This is a genomic window from Streptomyces sp. NPDC001594, assembly GCF_042893675.1.
Taxonomy (GTDB): domain Bacteria; phylum Actinomycetota; class Actinomycetes; order Streptomycetales; family Streptomycetaceae; genus Streptomyces.
Genome location: NZ_JBIAVB010000005.1, coordinates 330,315 through 350,730, shown reverse-complemented (window position 1 = coordinate 350,730; position 20,416 = coordinate 330,315). Strand labels below are relative to the sequence as shown.

The window sequence follows — 20,416 nt, the reverse complement described above, 5'->3', positions numbered from 1 at the left end:
CGCGGCCGGTGTCAGCGGCGCTGCGGGCAGGGCTTCCAGGAGAAGTGGTACTTGGTGTTGATGCTGCCGTCGGTGGAGTCCATGGTGAGGAAGCTGGTGTCCTTGGCCGGGTCGGAGGCGCCGGCCTGGGTGAGCAGCTCGGTGTTGATGTTCAGGTTCCGCTTCGCCCCGCAGGGGTGGAAGACGAGGGCCTCGACGGGGACGGTGTCGGAGACCTGCCAGCCGTCCTGGAGCGGGCCGCGCAGGGTGTGGCTGCGGCTGGCGGTCTGGGACATGCCCTGGAAGTAGTAGCTGGCCTTCTGGGTGGCGGTGGCGCCCTCGTGGAGGCTGGCGAAGCCGCGGTAGTCGGCCTGGGTGATGGCGAAGGTGTACCCCTGCGGGACGTTGAGGCTGAGTCCCAGCTGGCAGTTCTTGCGGAAGGCGGTCGGGTTTGCGCCCGGGCCCACCTCGGCGAGGTACTCGCTGTACGTGACGGTGAAGGCCGTGTTGTCCGGGGCGACGGCCACGGCGGCGCTGCCGGGGCGGCAGCCCGAGCCGTTGACCTGGACCACGTCGATGGTGATCTGCTCCGGCGGTGCGAAGGACGCCCGGCCGGAGGACGCGCCGCCGAAGGACGCGCCGCCGCCGGTCGTGGCCCCCGCCGAGGGGGTGAGGGCGGCGGCGGCGAGCGCGGCGGCCGCGCCGGCGGTGAACACCGTTCTGAACATGTGGGGGTCCTCCCGATCGCTGCGGTGCGTGATCGGCTCGAACCGTTCCACACTCCCCCGGCCCGGCCGGGCAGGCGCGGCAGGCACCACCCCGGGGGCCGGGCCCCGGCCACCCGTCCGGGGGAACCGCCCCGCCCTGGGCCGCCGAAGCGCGGGTATGAGCCGACGGCTGCGGCGTTTTGGCGCACAAGTGGCGGCCGTCGCGGCCCCGCGGCGGCAGACTGGGCGGGTCGGCGCCCCCACCGGGAGGAACTGCCCGTGCCCGTCCCGATCATCATCGACTGCGACCCCGGACACGACGACGCCCTGGCGATCATGCTGGCGGCGGCCGATCCCGCGGTCGACCTGCTCGCCATCACCACGGTCGCCGGGAACCAGACCCTGGAGAAGACCACCCTCAACGCCCGCCGGGTGTGCACCGTCGCCGGGATCACGGACGTGCCCATCGCCGCCGGCTGCGCACGGCCGCTGCTCCAGCCCCTGTCCGTCGCCGAAGACGTGCACGGCGCGTCCGGGCTGGACGGGCCGCGGTTCCCGGAGCCCTCGGTGGACGTGGTGCCCGAGCACGCCGTGGAGCTGATCCGGCGGATCCTGGACGAGCATCCCGAGCCGGTGACGCTGGTGCCCACGGCCCCGCTGACCAACATCGCGCTGCTGCTGACCCGTTACCCCGGCTGTGCCGCCCGGATCCGCGAGATCGTGCTGATGGGCGGATCCACGGAACGCGGCAACCGGACGCCCGCGGCCGAGTTCAACGTGTACAGCGACCCGGAGGCCGCCGACATCGTCCTCCGCAGCGGGGTACCGGTGACCATGTGCGGCCTGAACGTCACCCACCAGGCCCTGGCCACCCCGGACGTCGTGGCCCGCTTCGAGGCGCTGGGCACGGAACTGGGCGCGGTCTGCGCCGAGTTGCTGACCTTCTTCGGCGCCGCCTACCACCGCCTGTGGGGCATGCCCCACCCCCCGCTGCACGACCCCGTCGCGGTGGCCCGGGTGATCGACCCGGCGATCGTGGAGTGCGTGGACGCGAACGTGGCGGTGGAGCTGCGGGGCACGCACACGCGCGGGGCCACCGTCGTGGACCCGCACGGCTACCTCGGCCGGCCGGCGAACGCGCGGGTCGCCGTCACCCTGGACCGGGAGGCGTTCTGGGACCGCATGGTCGGCGCCGTCGCCACCCTCGGCGCCCGCACCCCCTGAGGCGCCGCCGCCCGGCAGGGCCTAGCCCGCGACCGGGTACATCAGTCCCCTGCGCCCCTCCGGTGAGGTCAGCCACTCCAGTTTCTCGGCGGTCTCCGTGCCCGGCATCGGGGTGTGCAGCACGATCACGAGGTCGGGGCGGGCCGGGACGCGCAGCTGGGTCGACTCCACGTGCAGGGTGCCGACGACCGGGTGCTCCAGCTGCTTGCGGTGCTGGCCGCCGGGCCGGATGTCCTGGCGCTCCCACAGCTCGGCGAACCGGGGGCTGAGTTCCCGTGCCTGCTCCACCACCGCCTGGAAGCCCTCGTCCTCGGGGTGTTCGGAGCAGGCCCCCCGGAACTGGGCCACGACTTCCACCGCGAGCTCCTCCCACTGCGGGGAGCGGGACAGGTACACGGGGTCGGTGAAGAACGCGATCAGGCAGTTCTGCACGATCTCCGGACGCATGCCGAGGACCAGGGCGGCCGCGTCGTTGTACAGGACGGTGTTCCAGTAGGTGTCCATGATGTGCGCGGGGAAGGGCATCCAGGCGTCGATCAGGCGCTGCAGGCCCTGGCACATGTCCCGATCGCCGGGCGCGACTTCGAGGGCGGGCGGGTTGAGCCCGGCGAGCACGTACAGGTGTCGGCGTTCGGCGCTGGTCAGCCGCAGGACGCGGCTGACCGCGTCGAGCACCTGCCCGGAGACCGTGATGTCGCGGCCCTGTTCGAGCCACTGGTACCAGGAGACCCCGACCCCGGCGAGGACGGCGACCTCCTCGCGGCGCAGTCCCGGGGTGCGGCGGCGGGCTCCGCCGTCCGGGAGGCCCGCCTGTGCCGGGGAGATCCTGGCGCGCCGGCTCATCAGGAACTCCCGCAGTTCCGTGCGGCGGTTGCGGTCGATCGGTGTGGCCACGGATTCCCCCTGTCCGGCTGCCTGGTGGTGCCACCAACAGGATAAGTTCCCACTCTTCACGAGCGTCGCGGGGCCGCGAGGGTGGTGCCCATGACGACAGACACCCGGACCCCCGTGGTCACCGGGCCGCGTACGGCGGCCCCCGAGGAAGGCCGGCTCTCCGGCCGCGCACGGCTGGTCCTCTTCGTGCTCTGCGCCGCCCAGTTCATGGTGGCGCTCGACTTCTCCGTCCTGAACGTGGCCCTGCCGGTGCTGGGCAAGGACCTGGGCCTGAGTCCGTCCGCCCTCCAGTGGGCGGTGACCGCGTTCAGCCTGCCGTCCGGCGGGTTCCTGCTCCTCTTCAGCCGGATCGGCGACCTGTTCGGCCGCAAGAAGCTGTTCCTGGCGGGGCTCCTGGTCTTCGGCGCCGCCTCGCTGCTCGCCACCCTCGCCTGGAACCCGGCGGCCTTCCTGACCGGGCGCGCCCTCCAGGGCCTGGGGGCGGCCGCCGTGGTACCGGCGGGCATGTCCCTGCTGACCACGACGTTCCCCGAGGGCCCGCTGCGCGACCGGGCGCTGGGCATCTCCGGCACCCTGCTGTCCCTCGGCTTCACGGTCGGCATGGTCCTCGGCGGGGTCATGACCGACACCCTCGGCTGGCGTTCGACCATGGGGCTGCTCGCCGTCGCCGCGCTCGTCGTCCTGGCCCTGGCACCCGGGCTGCTGGCCGAGTCCCGCACCCCTGAGCGGCCGCGCCTGGACGTACCGGGGGCCGTCGCGGTCACGGCGGGGCTGCTCGCGCTGATCTACGCCCTGTCGACGGCGGCCGACCGCGGGTTCGGCGGTACGGACGTGCGGGCCGCGCTGGTGGCCGGGCTGGTGCTGCTGGCCCTGTTCGTGGTGGTGGAGTCGAAGGCGGCCGCTCCGCTGGTGTCGCTGCCGATGCTGCGGCGGCGCACCGTGGCCTGGGGCAACGTGGGCGGGCTGGTGACGTTCTCGATGATGTCGACGGTCGTCTTCGTGCTGACCCTGTACCTCCAGGAGACGCTGGGACTGTCCTCCTTCCTGACCGGTCTGGTCTTCGGTGTGCAGGGAGTCACCTCGGCGCTCGCCGGTGCGGTGGCCCCGCGGTTCATCGGCCGGTTCGGCGCCCGCCGCACCCTGGTCGGTTCGCTGGCCGGGCAGGGGCTGTTCACGGCGGCGCTGCTGGCGGTGGGTGCCGACTCGGGCGCGCTGGTGGCGACCGTGGCCGTGTCGCTGGCCAGCATGTGCCACCTGGGCGCGATCATCTCGTACGGACTGACCGTGACGAGCGGGGTGCCGGACGGGGAGCAGGGTCTGGCCACGGGTCTGGTCACCACCACCCAGCAGGTGGGCCTCACCGTCGGGATCCCGTTGCTGGGCGTCCTGGCCACGACGGGGAACTCCCTCTTCGGCGGGGTGCGCACGGTCCTGGCGGTGGACGCGGCCCTGGTGGTCGGCGCGGCCCTGCTGGTGGCCGTCGGCCTGGGGCGGCGCGAGGGCTGAGCGCGAGCCTTACGAGCGGGGCCCGGTCCGGAGGAATCCGGCCCGGGCCCGCTCGGCTTCCCGCGCGCCGTCCGGCGGCGCGGACGGCCCTCGGCTAGAAGGTGGGTGAGAGGACGGTGGTCTCCAGTCCGGAGCGGCCGGACGGTTCGGGACACCGCCGCGGGGCGGTGCGCGGGTCGAACGCGGGCCGGCCCGGGGTGGGCTGGGTGCTGCCCGCGACGATCAGGGCGAGTAAGACCGCTGCCGCCTCGCTCTGCAGGATCCGGGCGGCCTGCTTGAGCCGGGCCGGGTCGGGGACGGGGATGGACAGGGCCACGCACTCGGCGTTCGGGCCGGCCGTGATCGGTACGGCCGCGCAGACCGTCCCGACCGCGTACTCCTGGAGGTCGAGCAGGGGGGTGTTGGGGCGGCGGGTGTCGAGCTGGTGGAAGAGGGCCTCCTGGCTGGTGACGGTGTGGGAGGTGAGGCGGGACATCTCGTGCCGGGCGAGGTGGTCCTTGCGGTCGTCGTAGTCGAGCTGGGTCAGCAGGGCCTTGCCGACGGCGGAGGCGTGCGCGGCCTCGCGGAAGTCGACCCACTCGTGGACGGCGGGGGCGCTGGGACCGTCGGCGTACTGGGTGATGGAGACCTCGCCGTCGGTGTAGCGGGCCACGTACACGGCCGCGCCGACGGCGTCCCGTACCCAGGCCAGGGTCTCGCGCAGGTGTCCCCGGCCCTCCCCGCCGGCCGCTTCGGCCAGCAGCAGGGCGTGGCCGGCGACGTAGGCGTCGGGGCCGGTGGGGGTGGCGAGGTTGGCCCGGACGAGCTGTTCCGTGATGCGGGCGAGGGCCAGTTGGGGCAGTTTGGTCTCGCGGGCGATCTGGGTGAGGCTGACGCCGCCCGAGTAGCGGTTGACGACTTCCAGTACGCGCAGGGCCTGGTGGACGGAGGCCAGCGCGGCGGGGGCCGGCCGCCCTTCGGGGGTCTTGCGGGCGGCGTGGGTCAACTGCGGTTGTTTGAGGGCGCCCAGGGCCCAGGCGTTGGCCTCGTCCGTAAGGTGCGCGAGGTTGAGGCGGGCGTGCCGGGCGACGGCCACGGCGACGGGCGGGCTGGGTGTGACGATGTCCCCCAGGTCCGGGTGCTCCTTGCGGGGGCGGGCCGCGACGGCCTGGCGCAGCCGCGCGGGCAGCCGGTAGGGGGGGCGTTCGGACCGGCCGGTGGCGAGGGCGGTGAGGTCCTGGGTGCTGATCGGCGGTGAGGTCCAGATGACCGAGGCGCCGAGGGTCTCCTCCAGGTTGTCCGGGACGGGGGGCAGCGGCGGCAGGTGGTCCTCCACGGGCAGGACGCGGGCCTGCTGCTTCCAGTGGCGGGCCGTGCGGACCTCGGCGCGGGCCAGGTGGTGCAGGTAGAGGCACTGGGCGGCGGTGCGCGAGCCGGCTCCGGCGGCGTACTGGAACCAGAACTGCGCGGCCTCCAGCCGGTCCGTCAGGTGCAGCAGGCAGCCGAACAGCAGGGCCGAGTCCACGCCGTGGGGCCAGGAGCGCGCGTGCAGGGCGAGTTCCGCGAAGTCCCGGCTTTCGGCCAGGGACCAGGTCAGGTCGTCCAGGCAGCGCGCGGCCCGCACGTGGCAGGCGGCGTCGAGCACCAGGTCGTCCCAGGCGTTGGCGGCGGTCCGCCCCCGGGCCTGGTCGGCTCCGGCGGTGCCGATCGCCGAGCGGGCCCGGTCGGCCGCGATGCGGCGGGCGACGCGGCGCCGGGCGGCCCCCTCGTCGTAGCCGGCGTACTCCTCGGCGAGCACCGCCGCGTTCTCCAGGGCCGCGTCCAGTTCGCGCAGCGGCATGTCACGGTCAGCGGGCATGTCGCTCACTGGTCCTTCTCCTCTCCGGGGATCCAGTCCACCCCGAGCTTGCGGGACAGGGTTCGGCGTGCGCCGCGGACGTGCGACCGGACGGTCGCGGGGGAGATCCCCATCATCCGGGCGACCGTGTCGGAGTCGTTGCCCAGCAGGAAGGCCAGCAGCACCACGTCGTACTGCCGCTCGGACAGTTCGGCGATCGCCGCGTACAGGCCGAGCTTCGACTCCAGCAGTTCGAGCCGCTCCCTGGAGGAGCGGCGCAGTGCCGAGAACCATGCCGTTTCCACCATGGCGACCTGGCGGCCGAGGGCGGCCAGGCGCCGTTCCACGTGTTCGCGCAGCACCGCCCACGCGAAGCCGTGGAGGCTCGCTTCCTTCAGCGCCTGGCGCCACACCTTCAGCAGGAAGGTGAACACGTCGTCTACGACTTCCTCGGCGTCCTTGGCGTTGCCCAGTTGCAGGTGGGCGTAGCGCAGGTAGGCGCGGTGCTGCTGGGAGTGGAACGCGGTGAACTCCACGGGGAGCACTCCCGCCAGTTCGCTGGAGACCGTCTGGTCCCCCGATGGGTCGAACTCTCCTTCGCTCATGCGTTCCCCCGTCGTTGCTCGTCGCCGCCGGTGCGGGCGGTGGGCAGCCGCGGGTGCGCGGGCACCCCGGTCGAATCGGCCGAGAGGGGTGCTCTCGGATCGTCCTGGACCGCGGTGGCGTCTATCAGCACGAGGGTGACGGTCTGGGCAGCGTTCACTTCTGCGTGGAACCTTCCGAGTGGCTTGTGAGTAGCGGGCCGCCTGCCCCCGTGTCCGGCAGCCGTGGAGCGACAAGCTCCCCCATCACCACCCCATCGGAAAAGGCGCCCGATCGTGCAAGCCGGGCCCGGATTTCTTCCGGAAGAGTCGCATCCGCCCTTGTGCGCGCCCCCCGCACAGCGGCGCACGCCCCACCTTCGGGCGAGGGTGGGGCGTGCGTTGACGAACGGGTGTGCGACGGCCGGGTGGCTCAGTCCTGAGCGCGGGCGGTGACCGGCGCGTCGGTCCGGTCGCCGAGGAACTCGTACCAGCGGCGCTGCAGGCACAGGTAGCGGGTGTCGGCCTCGGCGAGGTCCAGGAAGGCGCCGACGGTCGAGGCCAGCCGCTCCCCCAGCCCCCGGTCGGCGAGGGCGCCGTCCTCGGTGAACTCCTGGTGGGCCGCGGCCAGGCTGAACATGTCGGGGTAGACCCGCGCGCCGAGGTGCTCGAGCGGGACGCGCAGCGCCCACAGGCCGCGGTTGCCACCCACCATCGAGGGGGAGGCGGAGACGAGCAGGACCTGCTTGTCCTTGAAGGGCTGGGGCCGCACGCGGGAGACCCAGTCGATGGCGTTCTTGACCGGGCCGGGGACGGAGGCGTTGTACTCGGGCGAGGAGATGACCACGGCCTGCGCGGCCTCGATCCGCTCGCGCAGGGCCAGCGCGCCCGCCGGCACGCCCTCGTCGGCCTCCACGTCCCCGTCGTACAGCGGCATCGGGAAGTCCCGGAGCAGCGCGGGCTCGGCGGTGGCCCCGGTGCGCTCGACCAGGCCGGCGACGAGTGCGGCGAGGCGGGCGTTGACCGAGCCGGTGCGGGAGGACCCGGAGAGCACGAACACGTGCATGGAGGCGCGGGCGGTGGGGTGCCCGTCCTGCGGGCGGGCCGGATCCGCGGGGAAGTGGGCCTGGTCGTTCGAGGTCACGGCTGTCTCCCTTGCCGGTACGCGCCCCCGGCGCCGGGGACGGGGGTTCCCAGCGGACTGTACGGGCGGGCGGGCCGCGCCGGCCGGGTCCGCGCGCGGGTCCGGCCGTACGTCACCCGGCTGCCCGGCAGGGGCGCGCCGGCGGGCGCCGTCCGCTCCCGGGGGCCGGGAGCGGACGGTCCGGAGGACGGCTCCGACGGCTCAGACCGCTACCACCAGATGACCACGTAGCCGTCGCCGCCGTTCTGGCCCGGGCTGCCCGGGCCGGGGCCCGCGACGCCGCCGCCGCCCGCGCCGCCGTTGCCGCCCGTGGCGGTCCGCGGGGGGAGGCCGACGATGCCGTCGGGGACGGCGGTGGCGCCCGTGATGCCCGGGCCGCCGGCCGCGCCGGGCAGGTTCACCCCGCCCGTGGAGCAGCTGCCGGTGCCTCCCGTGCCGGGGGTGCCGGGCGTGCCGGGGGTCGTGGGGGTGGCTCCGCCCCCGCCTCCGCCGCCTCCGCCGCCGCCCGCGGTGAGCAGCGTGGTGTTGGTCGCGGACGCCGTGAGGGTGCTGGCGGAGCCGCTGGTGCCCGCCGTTCCGCTGACGCCGGTCACCCCTTCCGCTCCCCCGCCGCCGCCACTGCCCGCGGCGCCGACGTCGACCCCGTAGTCGGTGAGGGGTACGACCTTGAGGGTGCACCAGGTGAATCCGCCCGCGCCCCCGCCGCCGCCGTCGCCTCCGCGGGCGCCCAGCGTGTTGGAGCCGCCTCCGCCGCCGCCCCCGCCGCCCGCGCCCCAGGCCTGGACGAAGACGGAGGTGACGCCCGCCGGCGGGGTGAAGGTGTTGTCGGAGGTGAACTGGCGCAGTCCGTGGGCGACCGGGGTCTGCTTCCGCTTGTGCGGGTTCCCGTCCTTCTCGTGCTCCCGCCCGGGACCGTCGTCCCGTCCGGGGCCGTCGTCGCGTCCCGGGCCCTCGTCCTGTCCGGGGCCGGGGTCCCGGCGCTGGTCCCCGGCCGCGGGCCGCTGCTTGGCCGGGGGCTGCTGCTTGGCGGGCGTCCGCTGCTTGGCGGGGGCGGCCGGGGCCGGGTCGGAGGGCTTGGGGCCGGCGGCGGACGCGGCCGGGGCCGTCACGACCAGCGGGCCGGTCAGGGCCGCCGCGGCGGCGAGGGAGGCGAGCAGGACCCGGGTGCGTGCCCGGGACCTGGGGGTCTCCTTGTGCGCGTGGAGGTTCATGACTGCACATCCCACCGGCCCCCGCGGGTGCCGGTGGTTCGGCGGGGCCGGGGGTGTGGGCCGGGCAGGTGAGGAGTTCGCCGGGCCGGAGCAACTGCGCCGCGCGCCGTCGGGAGCCGTGGCTCCCGGGTCACCACCAGTAGACGGGGTAGCGGGCGGCCCCGCGGGTGGCGCGGGAGGAGGCGCAGCCGACCAGCACGAGCAGGACGGTGGCCAGGGCCAGGGCGGCCAGGAAGGACGGGGCGGCGGGGCGGGTGAGGACGACGATGACGGCGGTGGCGGCGGCGGGCGAGTGCGGGGTACGGGTCAGGGCCATCGCGCCGATGGCCGCTCCGCCCGCGACGGCGGCCGTCCACAGCGAGCTCCCGCCCAGGGCCGACGCGGCCAAGCCGACCGCCGCCGACACCAGCTGGCCGCCGACCACGTTGCGCGGCTGGGCCAGCGGAAGGGCCGGGGCGGCCATCACCAGGGCAGCGCTGGCGGCCAGCGGCGGTATCAGCAGGGGGTGGTGCAGGAGGTCCCCGACCGCGACGAGGAGCAGCAGGCCGGCGATGCCGGCGGCGGTGGCCAGGGCCACCGTCCGCAGCGGGGGGCGTGCCGGGGCGCGGCCGGACAGCCGGGCCAGGCCCCGGCGGGGGCCGGTCGGAGCGGGGGTCGCCGGGGTGGTGCGGGGTTCGGTCGTCGCGGGGGGCGTGGGCATGGTGTTCCTCTCCCGGGAGCGCTAATGTGGAAACTGCATGGTTCCCATTAGTAGCACGCCAGGAGGCCCGGAGATGACCGAGAGCGCGGAACGCCCGGCGGAGGCCTCGGCGGTGGACGGGATGCCGCTGGCCGGGGAGTCGCTCGCGCTGGACCTGGTCAACACGACCTTCATCGACGGCGGGCTCCGGGGGGTCCTGGTCGACGCCCTGGCCGCCCCCGCCGACCTGGACCGGTGGCTCGCCCTCCGGGCCGGGGACTTCAGCACTCCGCTGCGCCCCCGGCTGTCCGAGCCGGCCACCCGCGCCCATTTCGAGCGGTTCCTGGAGCTGCGCCGCGCGCTGCGGGAGGTGGCGGCGGCCCACACCGCCGGGCGGGCCCCGCAGGAGGCCCACGTCCGGACCGTCAACCGGGCGGCCCGGCTCGCCGCCCGCTGGGACGAGCTCTCCCCCACCGCCCCGGCCGGCTCGGTGACCCGCTGGAACGAGCCCGACCCGCAGCTGGCCGCGCTCGGCGAGGTGGCGGCCGACGGGGTGCGCCTCTTCGGCGGGGCCCCGGAGCGACCGGTCCACGCCTGCCCGGCACCGGGCTGCATCCTCTACTTCCTCAAGACCCACGCCCGCCGCGCATGGTGCACGGCCGCCTGCGGCAACCGGGTCCGCGTGGCCCGCCACAGCCGCCGGCACCGCGACCCGCAGGCGGGATGAGAACCCACGGGCGTTCTCTTATTAATGCGTCGAGCACGACACACTTATTAGGTGCAGGGCCAGCCCGGGGCGACGCCCCCCGCCCCGCTGTGGGGGTCGCGGTCGGATGCGGCAGGATGACAGTTCGTTCGGAATGCGTACGTCCGCTCGAACGAGCCCCCGCACAACGCGACCTGACAGGTGACATGGTGACGAGACGACACATACGGCGGCCGGACCTCGCGCGAGCGGAGGCCGTGCGTTGACCCGGGACCTCGTGCTGCACGACTGGGTGGTGGCCGCGATCGCCCTGGCCTCGGGCGGGGCGGCCGGGCTGCTGCTGCGGGCCCTGCTGAAGTGGCTGGCCAAGCACGCCGAGCGGACCAAGTGGACCGGCGACGACATCATCGTCGACGCCCTGCGCACCCTCGCCCCCTGGGCGGCCGTCATCGCGGGCGCGGCCGTGGCCGCCACCGCGCTGCCGCTCACGGCACGGGTCGGCAGTCTCGTCAACCAGTCGCTGACGGCGCTGCTCATCATCTTCGCCACGTTCACGGCGGCGCGGGTGGTCGCGGGGCTCGTGCAGTCGGTGGCGCAGTCGCGGACCGGGGTCGCCGCGTCCGCCACCATCTTCGTCAACATCACCCGGATCGTGGTCCTCACGATGGGCGTGCTGGTCGCGCTGGAGACCGTCGGGGTGTCCATCGCACCGCTGGTCACCGCCCTGGGCGTCGGCGGTCTGGCGGTCGCACTGGCCCTCCAGGACACCCTCGCCAACCTCTTCGCGGGGGTGCACATCCTCGCCTCGAAGACCGTGCAGCCGGGTGACTACATCCGGCTGAGCAGCGGCGAGGAGGGCTACGTCGTCGACATCAACTGGCGCAACAGCGTGGTCCGCAACCTCTCCAACAACCTGGTCATCATCCCCAACGGGCGTCTCGCGCGGACCAACATGACCAACTTCACCCAGCCGGAGGCCAAGCTCTCGCTCCTGGTCCAGGCGGGCGTCGGCTACGAGAGCGACCTGGAGCACGTGGAGCGGGTGACCCTCGACGTGGTGGACGGCGTGATGGCCGACATCGAGGGCGGGGTCCCCGACCACGAAGCGAAGGTCCGCTTCCACACCTTCGGGGACTCCCGGATCAACTTCACGGTGATCCTCGGCGTCGGCGAGTTCAGCGACCAGTACCGGATCAAGCACGAGTTCATCAAGCGCCTGCACCAGCGCTACCGCGAGGAGGGCATCTCCATCCCCGCCCCCACCCGCACGGTCTCCATCCGCCCGGAGGAGGACCCGGGCACGTTCCCCTCCGCCCAGGTGCCGCACCAGCGCGACGCCTCGTCGGCGGTCCTGACGGACCGGTAGCAGCAGCCGGGCGCGGCGGCGATGGTCACGATGGGGTGAAGGCCGCCGGACAACCGGACATCCGTTCCTATGCTGTTGATCCTTTGATCATTCCGGAGGATCGACTCGTGGTGGGGGTACGGATGTACGGCGCGGACAGGGGCTGGGCCATGGGGAGCGGCCGCACGGGCGGGCGGCGGGCGGGACGGATACGGCTCGCGCTGGTGGCTCTGGTGGCCGCGGGCGTCGCGGTCGCGTGCGGGCCCGCGGAGGGCGGGGGCGGCCCGGCCGTGCCGCCCCCGTCCTCGGCGGCACCGACGACGGCCTCCCCGTCGCCCACCCCCTCCCTGACGGCGACGCCCGCCCCGGCGACCCCGTCCACGGGGTCGCCGAGCCCCTCGGCCAGTGCGGCCGCCCCGGACGCCAAGGCCCCTTCCCAGGCTCCCGCCCCGACGCGGTCCGCCTCCCGGCCCGCCGCGCAGCCGACGACGCGGGCGGCGGAGGAGCCCGCGCAGGCCTCCTGCGAGATCGTCTCCAACGCGGGCAACTGCTACAGCGCCGGCCAGTACTGCCGCAAGGCCGACGTGGGCCGGATCACCCACGCCGCCAACGGCCGCATGATCTCCTGCCGCCAGGACGGCGGACAGCCGCGCTGGGGCTACTGAGCCCCGTGCGCCCGGTCCCGGCCGCCGGGACGGGCCGCCGGGACCGGGCGCCGGTTGGCCCGGACGGCGTAATCTGGGGGAAAGGTGGCATACGGCGCGCTTCGGGCGCGCCGTACCGCGCCTCTCACCCTCTCGCACCCCGGGCCAGGGAGGCGGCGCGTGACCGATCCGTTCGGCTTCCTCAGGATCCCCCGCAAGGCCGTGCCGGCACGGCCCGTCGAGGAGCGGCTCGGGGACTGGAACGAGGTGTACGCGGGGCAGGCCCTGCTGCCGCTGGTCCGCGAGCAGGCCGACCGGTGCATGGACTGCGGGGTCCCGTTCTGCCACACCGGCTGCCCGCTGGGGAACCTGATCCCCGAGTGGAACGCCTACGCCGCCCGCTCCGACTGGCGCGCTGCCTACGAGCGGCTGCACGCGACGAACAACTTCCCCGAGTTCACCGGCCGGCTCTGCCCGGCGCCCTGTGAGGACGCCTGCGTGCTCGCCCTCGGCGACGAGCCGGTGACCATCAAGAACGTCGAGCAGACCATCGCCGACGAGGGGCGGCGGCGCGGCTGGATGGCCCCGCGCCCGCCCGAGCGGCGCGGCGGGCGGTCGGTGGGGGTGATCGGCTCCGGTCCGGCGGGCCTCGCCGCGGCCCAGCAGCTGACCCGGGCCGGGCACCTGGTCGTCGTCCACGAGCGGGACGACCGGCTCGGCGGGCTGCTGCGCTACGGCATCCCCGGGTTCAAGATGGAGAAGTCCCACCTGGACCGGCGGATCGAGCAGATGCGGGCCGAGGGCACCTCCTTCGTGACGGGCTCGGACGTCGGCGGCGCCGAACCGGCGGACGGGCTGCGCGGCCGCTACGACGCCCTGGTCGTCGCGGTCGGGGCCGGGGAGCGACGGGAGCTGCCCGTCCCGGGTCGCTCGCTCGGCGGGATACACCAGGCGATGGACTACCTCACCTGTGCCAACCGGGTGTGCGAGGGGGACCTGGCGGTGTCGCCGGTCACCGCCGAGGGTGTGCACGTGGTGGTGGTCGGCGGGGGTGACACCGGCTCGGACTGCCTCGGGACGGCCCTGCGCCAGGGCGCGCTCTCCGTGGTCCAGCTGGACATCAACCCCGAACCCGGGCCCGGCCGCGCCGAGGGCGAGCCGTGGCCGGTGCATCCGAAGGTGTACCGGATCTCCCACGCCCACGAGGAGGCCCGGGGCCGGGCCGGGCGCGACCCCAGGCTGTTCTCCAGCGCCACCCTGCGCTTCGAGGGGGACGGCCGGGGCCGGGTGCGGGCGCTGCGGCTGACCGCCGTCGAGCCCTCGGGGCGGCAGCCGGTGGCGGGCACCGAGCGGGTGATCGAGGCCGGGCTGGTCCTGCTGGCGCTGGGGTTCTCCGGGCCGGAGCGGGCCGGCGGGCTGTGCGGGCAGCTGGGGCTGGAGTACGACGGGCGCGGCAACTTCGCCCGGGACGCGCACTTCGCCGCCGGGGGGCGGGCCCCCGGCGTGTTCGTGGCCGGCGACGCGGGGCGGGGCCAGTCTCTGGTGGTGTGGGCCATCGCCGAGGGCCGGTCGGCGGCCTCGGCGGTGGACCGCTACCTGACCGGCTCCACCGTCCTGCCGGCCCCGGTCGCGGCGCACGACCGGCCGATGACGGCGACGGGGCGGATGCGGTACTGGTCCGACCCGGACGAGCCGTAGGGCCCCGCGGCGGTCAGGGGCGTTCCTCGTACCGGACGTGGTGGCGGGCCGCGACGGGGTTGATCTTCGCGGGGTCCAGCTCCCCGTCGGTGAGCACGGCGGGGCCGGCCTCGACCAGGTCCTCCACGTAGCGCTCCCAGCCGCCGGGCGCCGAGATCTGCAGGACGCGCGGGGGCGGGTCGGAGGCGCGGCGCAGGGCGTGCGGGACGCCCCGGGGCAGCAGGGCGAAGGTCCCGGCGGGGGCGGAGTGGGTCCGGTCGTCGTACTCGATGCCGAGGACCCCGTCGAGGACGTAGACGCACTCGTCGGCCAGGTGGTGGGTGTGCCGGGGGATGTCCTTCACGAGGGTCACCTCCAGCAGGGACAGCCGTCCTTCGGTGTCGGCGACCCCGGCCTTCACGGCGAAGGCGGGCGGCAGCGGGACCCGTCCCGGCCGGGCGGCCCCGGGCTCCAGCAGGATGAATCGGTCCTCTTCAGGCATGGCTCGGCCCCTTCTCGCATGGCACAATGTGAACCGGAATCCGATTCCGTTTCAATTCCGTGTTCACTGTAGGGACAGGAGTGGTCGTCTTGTCAACGCCCCCCGCACCAGGCGGCCGCCGCCCGCGCGCCGACGCCGAACGCAACCGCGCCCTCGTCCTGGCCGCCGCCCGCGCCCTGTTCGAGGAGCGCGGGGAAGAGGTGCAGATGCCCGAGGTGGCCCGGGCGGCCGGGGTCGGCGTGGGCACCCTGTACCGGCACTTCCCGTCCAAGCGGGCCCTCGTGGAGGCGGCGGCGGAGCAGCGGTTCGCCGGGATCCTGGAGCTGGCGCGGACGGACTGCCTGCGGGAGCCGGAAGCCGGCCGGGGGCTGGCCCGCTACCTGCACCACGTCGGCGGGACCCTCGCGGCCAGCCCCGGCCTCACGGCCGCCGCCCAGTCGGCGACGGGCACGTCCGCGCCCGACGGGGATACGCGCGGCGCCCTGGAGGAGGCCGTCGCGGCCCTGATCGCCCAGGGGCAGGCCGCGGGCACCCTCCGGGCGGACCTCACGGTCGCGGACGTCTACATGGTCGTCGGCGGGCTGTCCGGGATCATCCGGACCGGGAGTGGCGACTGGCGCCGCTTCCTCGACCTGGCCTTCGAGGGCCTGCGCCCCCGCGGCGACGGTCCCTGAGGGCGGGCGGGACACGCGGGGGCGGAGCCGGGCGGGCCGCGGCGGGGGCGTGTAGAACCGACGCATGACAGCGGTGAGTGAGCAGAAGGCCGTGGACGTGGGCCCGGCCGGTATCGAGGTCGCCTATGAGCGCCTCGGCGACCCTCAGGCGCCGCCGGTGCTGCTGGTGATGGGGCTCGCCCTCCAGATGTACGGCTGGCCCGACGGGTTCTGCGCCGAGCTGACGGGGCGCGGGATGCAGGTGATCCGGTTCGACAACCGCGACTGCGGCCTGTCCTCGCACTTCCACGACGCTCCGCTGCCCGACCTGTCCGCGGCGCGGCGCGGCGACCTGTCCTCGGCGTCGTACGACCTGTCCGACATGGCCGCCGACACCGTGGGCCTGCTGGACGCGCTGGGCCTGGCGAGCGCGCACGTCGTCGGCCTGTCGCTGGGCGGCGCCATCGGGCAGACGATGGCCATCGCGCACCCGGGCCGGGTGCGGTCGCTGACCTGCCTGATGTCCACGACGGGCGCCCCCGGCGTCGGGCAGCCCGACCCCGGGGTGCTGGGGGTGCTGGCGGGGCCGCCGCCGGCCGATCGCGAGGGGGCCATCGAGCGGACGGTCCGGGCGGTCCGGGTCATGGGCTCGCCCGGGTTCCCGTTCGACGAGGCCGCGGTGCGCGAGCGGGCCACCCGGGCCTTCGACCGCGACTACGACCCGCTGGGCGTCGCCCGCCAGGCCCTGGCCTCCCTCGCCTCGGGCGACCGGACGGCGCTGCTGGCCGGGGTGCGGGTGCCCACGCTGGTGATCCACGGCGGCGACGACCCGGTGTGCCACGTCAGCGGCGGGCGGGCCACGGCGGCGGCCGTCCCGGACGCCGAACTGGCCGTGTTCGACGGCATGGGCCACGACCTGCCCCGGGAGCTGTGGCCGGAGATCGCCTCACGGATCACCGCCCTGGTCGGGCGCGCCGAACGGGCCCCGGTCGGCGGCTGACCGGTCCGACCGGTCCGACCTGAAGTCGGCTTGACGGCGGGCGGCCCCGCCGGCCCCCCGGCGACACCCCCGATGCCCGACCCCGGACCACCCCCTGGCCACCTCCGCTCCCCCGGTGCTGCTGCACGAGGTGATGTTCGGCCACGTCCACGCCGCGGCCCCGCGCGCCGTCGCCGTGCACCGGGTCGCCGACCACCGCTCTGCCGTCGGTGAGCGAGGCGGTCGCGGTGTAGTGGTCAGCTCAGGGCGGTGACGAGGGCGACGAGGAGGGCGGCCGCGACGCTGAGCACCAGCACGGCCACCAGTCCGGCCAGCGCCGCCAGCAGGTGGGCGGCCCCGTGCCCGGCGCGGCCGCGGCGGGCCCAGCCGAGCAGCCAGGAGGCGAGGGCGAGGAAGGGGACCAGCAGGAAGCCGGTGACGGCGCCGGCGTGCCCGACCGCGGGCCCGGACCGCTCGTACGCCCGCCCCCGTACGATCCGGACCCGCAGGGCGCTGCCGGGCTCGTGCCGCGCGGCGGCGCCGTCCAGCAGGAGTTCGCCCCGCGGCCCGGCGGCGCGCCCGGGGGTGAAGACGCCCTTGCACTCGGTGCCGCCCGGATAGCCCTCCGCGTCGGGGGCCTCGTAGCACTCGGAGACCGTCAGGGTGCCGTCGGCGGGCCCCAGGCCCAGCGCGGCCACCAGTTGCGGGCCGGGCAGCAGCCAGACGAGCCACCCGGCGAGGCCCAGGAGCGCGACGGATCCGAGCAGGGCCAGGCCCCGCACCGCGTTCCCCGTGCCGGCTGCCACGACTCGACTCCTCCTCCCGGGGATGAGCCATACCCCCGCCGGGGGCGGCTCTCACGTCAACCTGGGGACCGGACGGGGCGGAAGGAGCCAATGCGCCCGATATCCGCCATATGCGCTAACACGGCGTGAACCGCCCCTTCCGGCTCCTAGGATGGGGCCGCCGCGGCCCCGGGTGAGGCAGCAGGGGCCCACATTCAGGGAGTTGAGCATGAAGCGGTTGCGTGTGCTGGTCGTCGCCGGGGTGCTGGCGCTGGGTACGGCGGGGGCGGGCACCGCCCAGGCGGCCCCGGTTCCGGACGCCGCGGCGGCCGCGGCCTGCCCGGACGGGGAGGTGTTCGCCACCGACAACACCGCGGTCATCACGGACCCGGGCGACCCCCGGCTGAAGACGCGCCTGACCCGCTTCGACCGCGAGGTGCGCGGGATCGTCCACGCCAACGGGGCCCTGACGGGCCGTTCGACCCTGCTGGACGGGGTGTTCTGGTCCGAGGAACAGAAACAGACCACCTACGAGCGGTCGCGGGAGTTCGACGTGAACGGCGTCAACCGCGACGGCCTGCACCACATCGCCGGGGTCATCGCCAAGCGCTACCACCAGGAGTCGGTGCTGACCTTCCGCTGCCTGCCGCGCGGCTCCGCGGAGACCGACGCGGTCGAGATCCAGGCCGAGGGCGTCAGCGCGACCCGCCTGCGCGACGCGCTGGCCGCCGATCCCGAGGCGCGGGAGCGGCTCGGCGGCGGCTCCGTCACCCTCGGGGGACGGCTGATCCTGATCGCCCCGCTCACCGACCTGCCGCTCGCGCAGCGGTTCTCGCAGCGGCTCGGCGTCGACTGGGCCAAGGCCCGGGTCCGGTACGGGGACGAGGAGTTCGTCAGCTAGGAGAGAGGCGGGGGTGGTGCTGGCGCCACCCCCGATACGGGCAGTGGGGGGATCGTCCGGGTGCCTGCGGCCGCGGAGGATCGGGGTGTACCGAATCGCTCCGACGGGGGGACCCATCCACATGCACCTCTTCAAGAAACCCGCGCGCTGGGCCACGGCAGCCGCGTGCGGGCTGCTCGCCCTCGCCGCCCTGCCCGCCTCCCCCGCGGCGGCGGCCCCGGCCGGGGGCGGCGCGCCGGCGGTACCGGCCCGGTACGCACAGCAGCGGCTCGACTGGCAGCCCTGCCGGGACGGGGCCCTGGAGTGCGCCTCGATGACGGTGCCGCGCGACTGGTACCACCCGGGCACGGGCGCGGACCTGACCATCGCGGTGTCCCGGCACCGGGCCGCGGACCCCGCCGCGCGGCGGGGCGTGCTGATGATGGCGGCCGGCGGGCCGGGTGCCTCGGGGCTGGGCCGGCCGGCGGGGCTGGCGGGGTACTCGCCGAAGCTGGCGGCCGCGTACGACATCGTCGGCTTCGACCAGCGCGGGGTCGGGGCCAGCACCCAGGTGGTCTGCTCCGGCCAGGAGGGCGTGGACGCCCTGTTCACCAGCGGCGACCTGCGCGACCGCGCACCGGCGGCCGTGGACGCCACCGTGGAGCGGGCGCGGAGCTTCGTACGGGACTGCGAGCGGCAGTCGGGCGGACTGCTGCCGTACATCACCACCGACCAGGCCGTGCACGACATGGACCTGTTCCGGGCCCTGCTCGGCGAGTCGAAGGTGTCCTACTACGGCCCGTCCTACGCCACCTTCCTCGGCGCCTACTACGCCACCGAGTTCCCGCGCCGGGTCGACCGGGTCGTGCTCGACAGCAACATCGGCTTCACCGGCAGCTGGCAGGAGTTCCTGACGGGGCAGCCGATGAGCTTCCAGCGCCGGTTCGAGCAGGACTTCCTGCCCTGGCTCGCCGCGAACGACGCGACGTACCACCAGGGCCGGACCGCCGAGGAGGCCAAGGCCTCGTACGAGCGGCTGCGGAGCTCGCTGGGCGAGCACCCGCTGGGCCTGGAGGGGACGGCCGTCACCCCCAACCACCTCGACGCCGCCGCGACCTCCGTCATCTACAGCGGGGACGCCTTCCCCGACCTGGCGGTGCTGCTGGGCGTCCTGCAGCACCCGGACGCGGCCCCGCCGGCCGTCCGCAAGGCCCTCGCCGACAAGCTGAAGCACCCTCTGGCGGCGCAGTTCGCGGCGGACTTCTTCTCCGTCATCTGCCAGGACACCCCCTGGAACCACGACAGCGCGTACTGGGTGCGGCGCAGCGCGGCCGACAGCCGCGCGTACCCGATGGCCGGGGCCCGGGAGCTGACCTTCGCCTCGGTCTGCGCGGCCTGGCCGCGCTCGCGGGCGCCCCGGGTGCAGGTCACCGGCCGGGGGCTGCCGCCGATGATGATGCTCAACTCGCTGCACGATCCGGCCACGTACTACGAGGGCGCGCTGCGTGCCCACCAGGGGACGGCCCGGTCCCGGCTGATCACGGTCGGCGGCGGTGACCACGGGGTCTACCAGTCGCACAACGCCTGCGTGGACGCGTACGTCGAGGGCTTCCTCGTCGACGGCCGGATGCCGGCCGAGGACGCCTCGTGCGAGGGCAAGCCGCTGCCCTCCCCCGCCGCCGGCCGGTAGACCCGTCCACCGGAACGGCCGGTCAGGAACGATCGGTCCAGAACGGCCGGGCGGTGCCGGCCGCCCGTTCGGCGCGCCGCGCGGGCCCATCCGTGCTGTGCTCGAAGGGGAGGGTGTACGAGGCACGGACCACTCGTCGGAGCCGAGGAGGAACCATGACCAGGAACCTGCGGGCCCGGGACATCATGACCAACGGGGTCCAGTGCGTCCGGGAGGACCAGAGCCTGCTGGACGCGTCGCGGATGATGCGCGACCTGAACGTCGGCTGTCTGCCCATCTGCGGGGACGACGAGCGCCTCCAGGGGCTGATCACCGACCGCGACATCGTCGTCAAGTGCTGCGCCGAGGGCCGCGACCCGGCCGCGATGAAGGCCGGGGAACTCGCCGGGACGCTGTTCTGGGTGGACGCCGACAGCAACGCGCAGGAGGCGGTCGACACCATGGAGATCCACCAGATCAAGCGGCTCCCGGTCATCGACGTGGCCGGTGGCCACCGGCTGATCGGGATGATCACCGAGGCCAACCTGGCGAAGAACCTCTCGGACGCGGAGATCGCGGAGTTCGCGGTCCGCGTCTACGCCGCGAACTGACCGGGGGCCGCGTCCGCCGGCGGATCTCCGCGGCCTGCGGGCGGACGCCCGTAACCCCCCGCCGGTCCCCTCGTTGAAGCAACCGGTCAGCGAAGTGGTGGTGCGCCGGCCGGGCTCCCGGAGCCCGGCCGCCCCCCCCGCGAGGCGCGACGGGGTCCCCCCCGGGCAAAACCGCCCCCAGCGCCCCACACAGCCCCCGCGCCCGCCGACCCCCCCCGGCGAGG

20 protein-coding genes and 1 pseudogene are annotated in these 20,416 nt (G+C 74.9%); 11 read left to right on the top strand and 10 right to left on the bottom strand.

All coding sequences use genetic code 11. The features are described 5' to 3' along the window. Positions 1-11: 11 nt before the first annotated feature. A complete protein-coding gene (locus ACFY0O_RS13090) occupies positions 12-707 on the bottom strand; it encodes a DUF4360 domain-containing protein (RefSeq protein WP_388946395.1) in 696 nt (231 codons plus the stop codon). A gap of 258 nt (positions 708-965) precedes the next feature. Here ACFY0O_RS13090 and ACFY0O_RS13085 point away from each other — a divergent pair, with 258 nt between their 5' ends. Continuing rightward, positions 966-1,910, top strand: coding sequence for a nucleoside hydrolase (locus tag ACFY0O_RS13085; protein WP_388946392.1), 945 nt, complete (start codon positions 966-968; stop codon positions 1,908-1,910). A 21-nt stretch (positions 1,911-1,931) separates the two neighbouring features. Here the strand turns inward: ACFY0O_RS13085 and ACFY0O_RS13080 are convergent, their stop codons facing one another. Then, positions 1,932-2,753, bottom strand: coding sequence for a helix-turn-helix transcriptional regulator (locus tag ACFY0O_RS13080; RefSeq protein ID WP_388946715.1), 822 nt, complete (start codon positions 2,751-2,753; stop codon positions 1,932-1,934). Positions 2,754-2,894: 141 nt separating this feature from the next. On the opposite strand from ACFY0O_RS13080, the gene ACFY0O_RS13075 reads away from it, so the two are divergent. Then, positions 2,895-4,310 carry an MFS transporter gene (locus ACFY0O_RS13075; RefSeq protein ID WP_388946389.1) on the top strand — a complete coding sequence of 472 codons (1,416 nt, stop codon included), beginning with the start codon at positions 2,895-2,897 and terminating at the stop codon, positions 4,308-4,310. A 217-nt stretch (positions 4,311-4,527) separates the two neighbouring features. Here the strand turns inward: ACFY0O_RS13075 and ACFY0O_RS13070 are convergent. From ACFY0O_RS13070 to ACFY0O_RS13045, 6 genes and pseudogenes are all read right to left on the bottom strand, one after another. After that, positions 4,528-5,295 (bottom strand): annotated as a pseudogene (locus tag ACFY0O_RS13070) (IclR family transcriptional regulator); the annotation flags it as partial. An 857-nt stretch (positions 5,296-6,152) separates the two neighbouring features. Next, on the bottom strand, positions 6,153-6,731 hold the full coding sequence (locus ACFY0O_RS13065; RefSeq protein WP_045952010.1) for an RNA polymerase sigma factor: 579 nt from the start codon (positions 6,729-6,731) through the stop codon (positions 6,153-6,155). Continuing rightward, positions 6,728-6,889 carry a hypothetical protein gene (locus ACFY0O_RS13060; protein ID WP_388946386.1) on the bottom strand — a complete coding sequence of 54 codons (162 nt, stop codon included), beginning with the start codon at positions 6,887-6,889 and terminating at the stop codon, positions 6,728-6,730. Before ACFY0O_RS13060 ends, ACFY0O_RS13065 begins: the two co-directional genes overlap by 4 nt. A 251-nt stretch (positions 6,890-7,140) precedes the next feature. Continuing rightward, the gene (locus tag ACFY0O_RS13055) at positions 7,141-7,773 is read right to left on the bottom strand and encodes an NADPH-dependent FMN reductase (protein WP_388946713.1); all 633 of its coding nucleotides are present in this window, start codon (positions 7,771-7,773) and stop codon (positions 7,141-7,143) included. 287 nt (positions 7,774-8,060) lie between these two features. Further along, positions 8,061-9,062 (bottom strand): hypothetical protein, encoded by a 1,002-nt coding sequence (locus ACFY0O_RS13050; protein ID WP_388946383.1) that lies wholly within the window; start codon positions 9,060-9,062, stop codon positions 8,061-8,063. Between the two features lie 130 nt (positions 9,063-9,192). After that, the gene (locus ACFY0O_RS13045) at positions 9,193-9,762 is read right to left on the bottom strand and encodes an HPP family protein (protein ID WP_388946380.1); all 570 of its coding nucleotides are present in this window, start codon (positions 9,760-9,762) and stop codon (positions 9,193-9,195) included. Positions 9,763-9,835: 73 nt separating this feature from the next. On the opposite strand from ACFY0O_RS13045, the gene ACFY0O_RS13040 reads away from it, so the two are divergent. The 4 genes from ACFY0O_RS13040 to ACFY0O_RS13025 all read left to right on the top strand — a co-directional run bounded on the left by ACFY0O_RS13040 (position 9,836) and on the right by ACFY0O_RS13025 (position 14,134). After that, positions 9,836-10,468, top strand: coding sequence for a CGNR zinc finger domain-containing protein (locus ACFY0O_RS13040; RefSeq protein WP_388946377.1), 633 nt, complete (start codon positions 9,836-9,838; stop codon positions 10,466-10,468). 241 nt (positions 10,469-10,709) lie between these two features. Further along, on the top strand, positions 10,710-11,813 hold the full coding sequence (locus ACFY0O_RS13035) for a mechanosensitive ion channel family protein (protein WP_388946375.1): 1,104 nt from the start codon (positions 10,710-10,712) through the stop codon (positions 11,811-11,813). 107 nt (positions 11,814-11,920) lie between these two features. Further along, positions 11,921-12,457 (top strand): hypothetical protein, encoded by a 537-nt coding sequence (locus tag ACFY0O_RS13030; protein ID WP_388946372.1) that lies wholly within the window; start codon positions 11,921-11,923, stop codon positions 12,455-12,457. Positions 12,458-12,616: 159 nt separating this feature from the next. Beyond that, complete coding sequence (locus tag ACFY0O_RS13025) at positions 12,617-14,134, top strand: glutamate synthase subunit beta (protein WP_388946369.1); 1,518 nt, start codon at positions 12,617-12,619, stop codon at positions 14,132-14,134. 13 nt (positions 14,135-14,147) lie between these two features. Here ACFY0O_RS13025 and ACFY0O_RS13020 read toward each other — a convergent pair whose 3' ends face one another. Beyond that, a complete protein-coding gene (locus ACFY0O_RS13020; protein ID WP_388946366.1) occupies positions 14,148-14,615 on the bottom strand; it encodes a cupin domain-containing protein in 468 nt (155 codons plus the stop codon). An 89-nt stretch (positions 14,616-14,704) separates the two neighbouring features. Here ACFY0O_RS13020 and ACFY0O_RS13015 point away from each other — a divergent pair, with 89 nt between their 5' ends. Both ACFY0O_RS13015 and ACFY0O_RS13010 read left to right on the top strand, forming a co-directional pair. Continuing rightward, entirely contained in the window at positions 14,705-15,289 is a 585-nt protein-coding gene (locus ACFY0O_RS13015; protein WP_388946363.1) for a TetR/AcrR family transcriptional regulator, read from the top strand. Between the two features lie 64 nt (positions 15,290-15,353). Next, on the top strand, positions 15,354-16,268 hold the full coding sequence (locus tag ACFY0O_RS13010) for an alpha/beta fold hydrolase (protein WP_388946360.1): 915 nt from the start codon (positions 15,354-15,356) through the stop codon (positions 16,266-16,268). 236 nt (positions 16,269-16,504) lie between these two features. On the opposite strand, the gene ACFY0O_RS13005 is transcribed toward ACFY0O_RS13010, so the two are convergent. Then, positions 16,505-17,053, bottom strand: a complete 549-nt coding sequence (locus tag ACFY0O_RS13005) for a hypothetical protein (RefSeq protein ID WP_388946358.1) — start codon at positions 17,051-17,053, stop codon at positions 16,505-16,507. 208 nt (positions 17,054-17,261) lie between these two features. On the opposite strand from ACFY0O_RS13005, the gene ACFY0O_RS13000 reads away from it, so the two are divergent. The 3 genes from ACFY0O_RS13000 (at position 17,262) to ACFY0O_RS12990 (ending at position 20,192) form a co-directional block, all read left to right on the top strand. After that, entirely contained in the window at positions 17,262-17,933 is a 672-nt protein-coding gene (locus ACFY0O_RS13000; protein ID WP_388946355.1) for a hypothetical protein, read from the top strand. 121 nt (positions 17,934-18,054) lie between these two features. Continuing rightward, complete coding sequence (locus ACFY0O_RS12995) at positions 18,055-19,602, top strand: alpha/beta hydrolase (RefSeq protein WP_388946353.1); 1,548 nt, start codon at positions 18,055-18,057, stop codon at positions 19,600-19,602. Between the two features lie 155 nt (positions 19,603-19,757). Beyond that, positions 19,758-20,192, top strand: coding sequence for a CBS domain-containing protein (locus ACFY0O_RS12990; protein WP_358893863.1), 435 nt, complete (start codon positions 19,758-19,760; stop codon positions 20,190-20,192). Positions 20,193-20,416 lie beyond the last annotated feature (224 nt).

Bases quoted from the DNA above. Each gene is read 5' to 3' on its own strand.
- ACFY0O_RS13090 (WP_388946395.1), bottom strand. From the start codon at position 707: ATGTTCAGAACGGTGTTCACCGCCGGCGCGGCCGCCGCGCTCGCCGCC.
- ACFY0O_RS13080 (WP_388946715.1), bottom strand. From the start codon at position 2,753: ATGAGCCGGCGCGCCAGGATCTCCCCGGCACAGGCGGGCCTCCCGGAC.
- ACFY0O_RS13075 (WP_388946389.1), top strand. From the start codon at position 2,895: ATGACGACAGACACCCGGACCCCCGTGGTCACCGGGCCGCGTACGGCG.
- ACFY0O_RS13065 (WP_045952010.1), bottom strand. From the start codon at position 6,731: ATGAGCGAAGGAGAGTTCGACCCATCGGGGGACCAGACGGTCTCCAGC.
- ACFY0O_RS13055 (WP_388946713.1), bottom strand. From the start codon at position 7,773: ATGCACGTGTTCGTGCTCTCCGGGTCCTCCCGCACCGGCTCGGTCAAC.
- ACFY0O_RS13050 (WP_388946383.1), bottom strand. From the start codon at position 9,062: ATGAACCTCCACGCGCACAAGGAGACCCCCAGGTCCCGGGCACGCACC.
- ACFY0O_RS13045 (WP_388946380.1), bottom strand. From the start codon at position 9,762: ATGCCCACGCCCCCCGCGACGACCGAACCCCGCACCACCCCGGCGACC.
- ACFY0O_RS13040 (WP_388946377.1), top strand. From the start codon at position 9,836: ATGACCGAGAGCGCGGAACGCCCGGCGGAGGCCTCGGCGGTGGACGGG.
- ACFY0O_RS13020 (WP_388946366.1), bottom strand. From the start codon at position 14,615: ATGCCTGAAGAGGACCGATTCATCCTGCTGGAGCCCGGGGCCGCCCGG.
- ACFY0O_RS13010 (WP_388946360.1), top strand. From the start codon at position 15,354: ATGACAGCGGTGAGTGAGCAGAAGGCCGTGGACGTGGGCCCGGCCGGT.
- ACFY0O_RS13000 (WP_388946355.1), top strand. From the start codon at position 17,262: ATGAAGCGGTTGCGTGTGCTGGTCGTCGCCGGGGTGCTGGCGCTGGGT.
- ACFY0O_RS12995 (WP_388946353.1), top strand. From the start codon at position 18,055: ATGCACCTCTTCAAGAAACCCGCGCGCTGGGCCACGGCAGCCGCGTGC.
- ACFY0O_RS12990 (WP_358893863.1), top strand. From the start codon at position 19,758: ATGACCAGGAACCTGCGGGCCCGGGACATCATGACCAACGGGGTCCAG.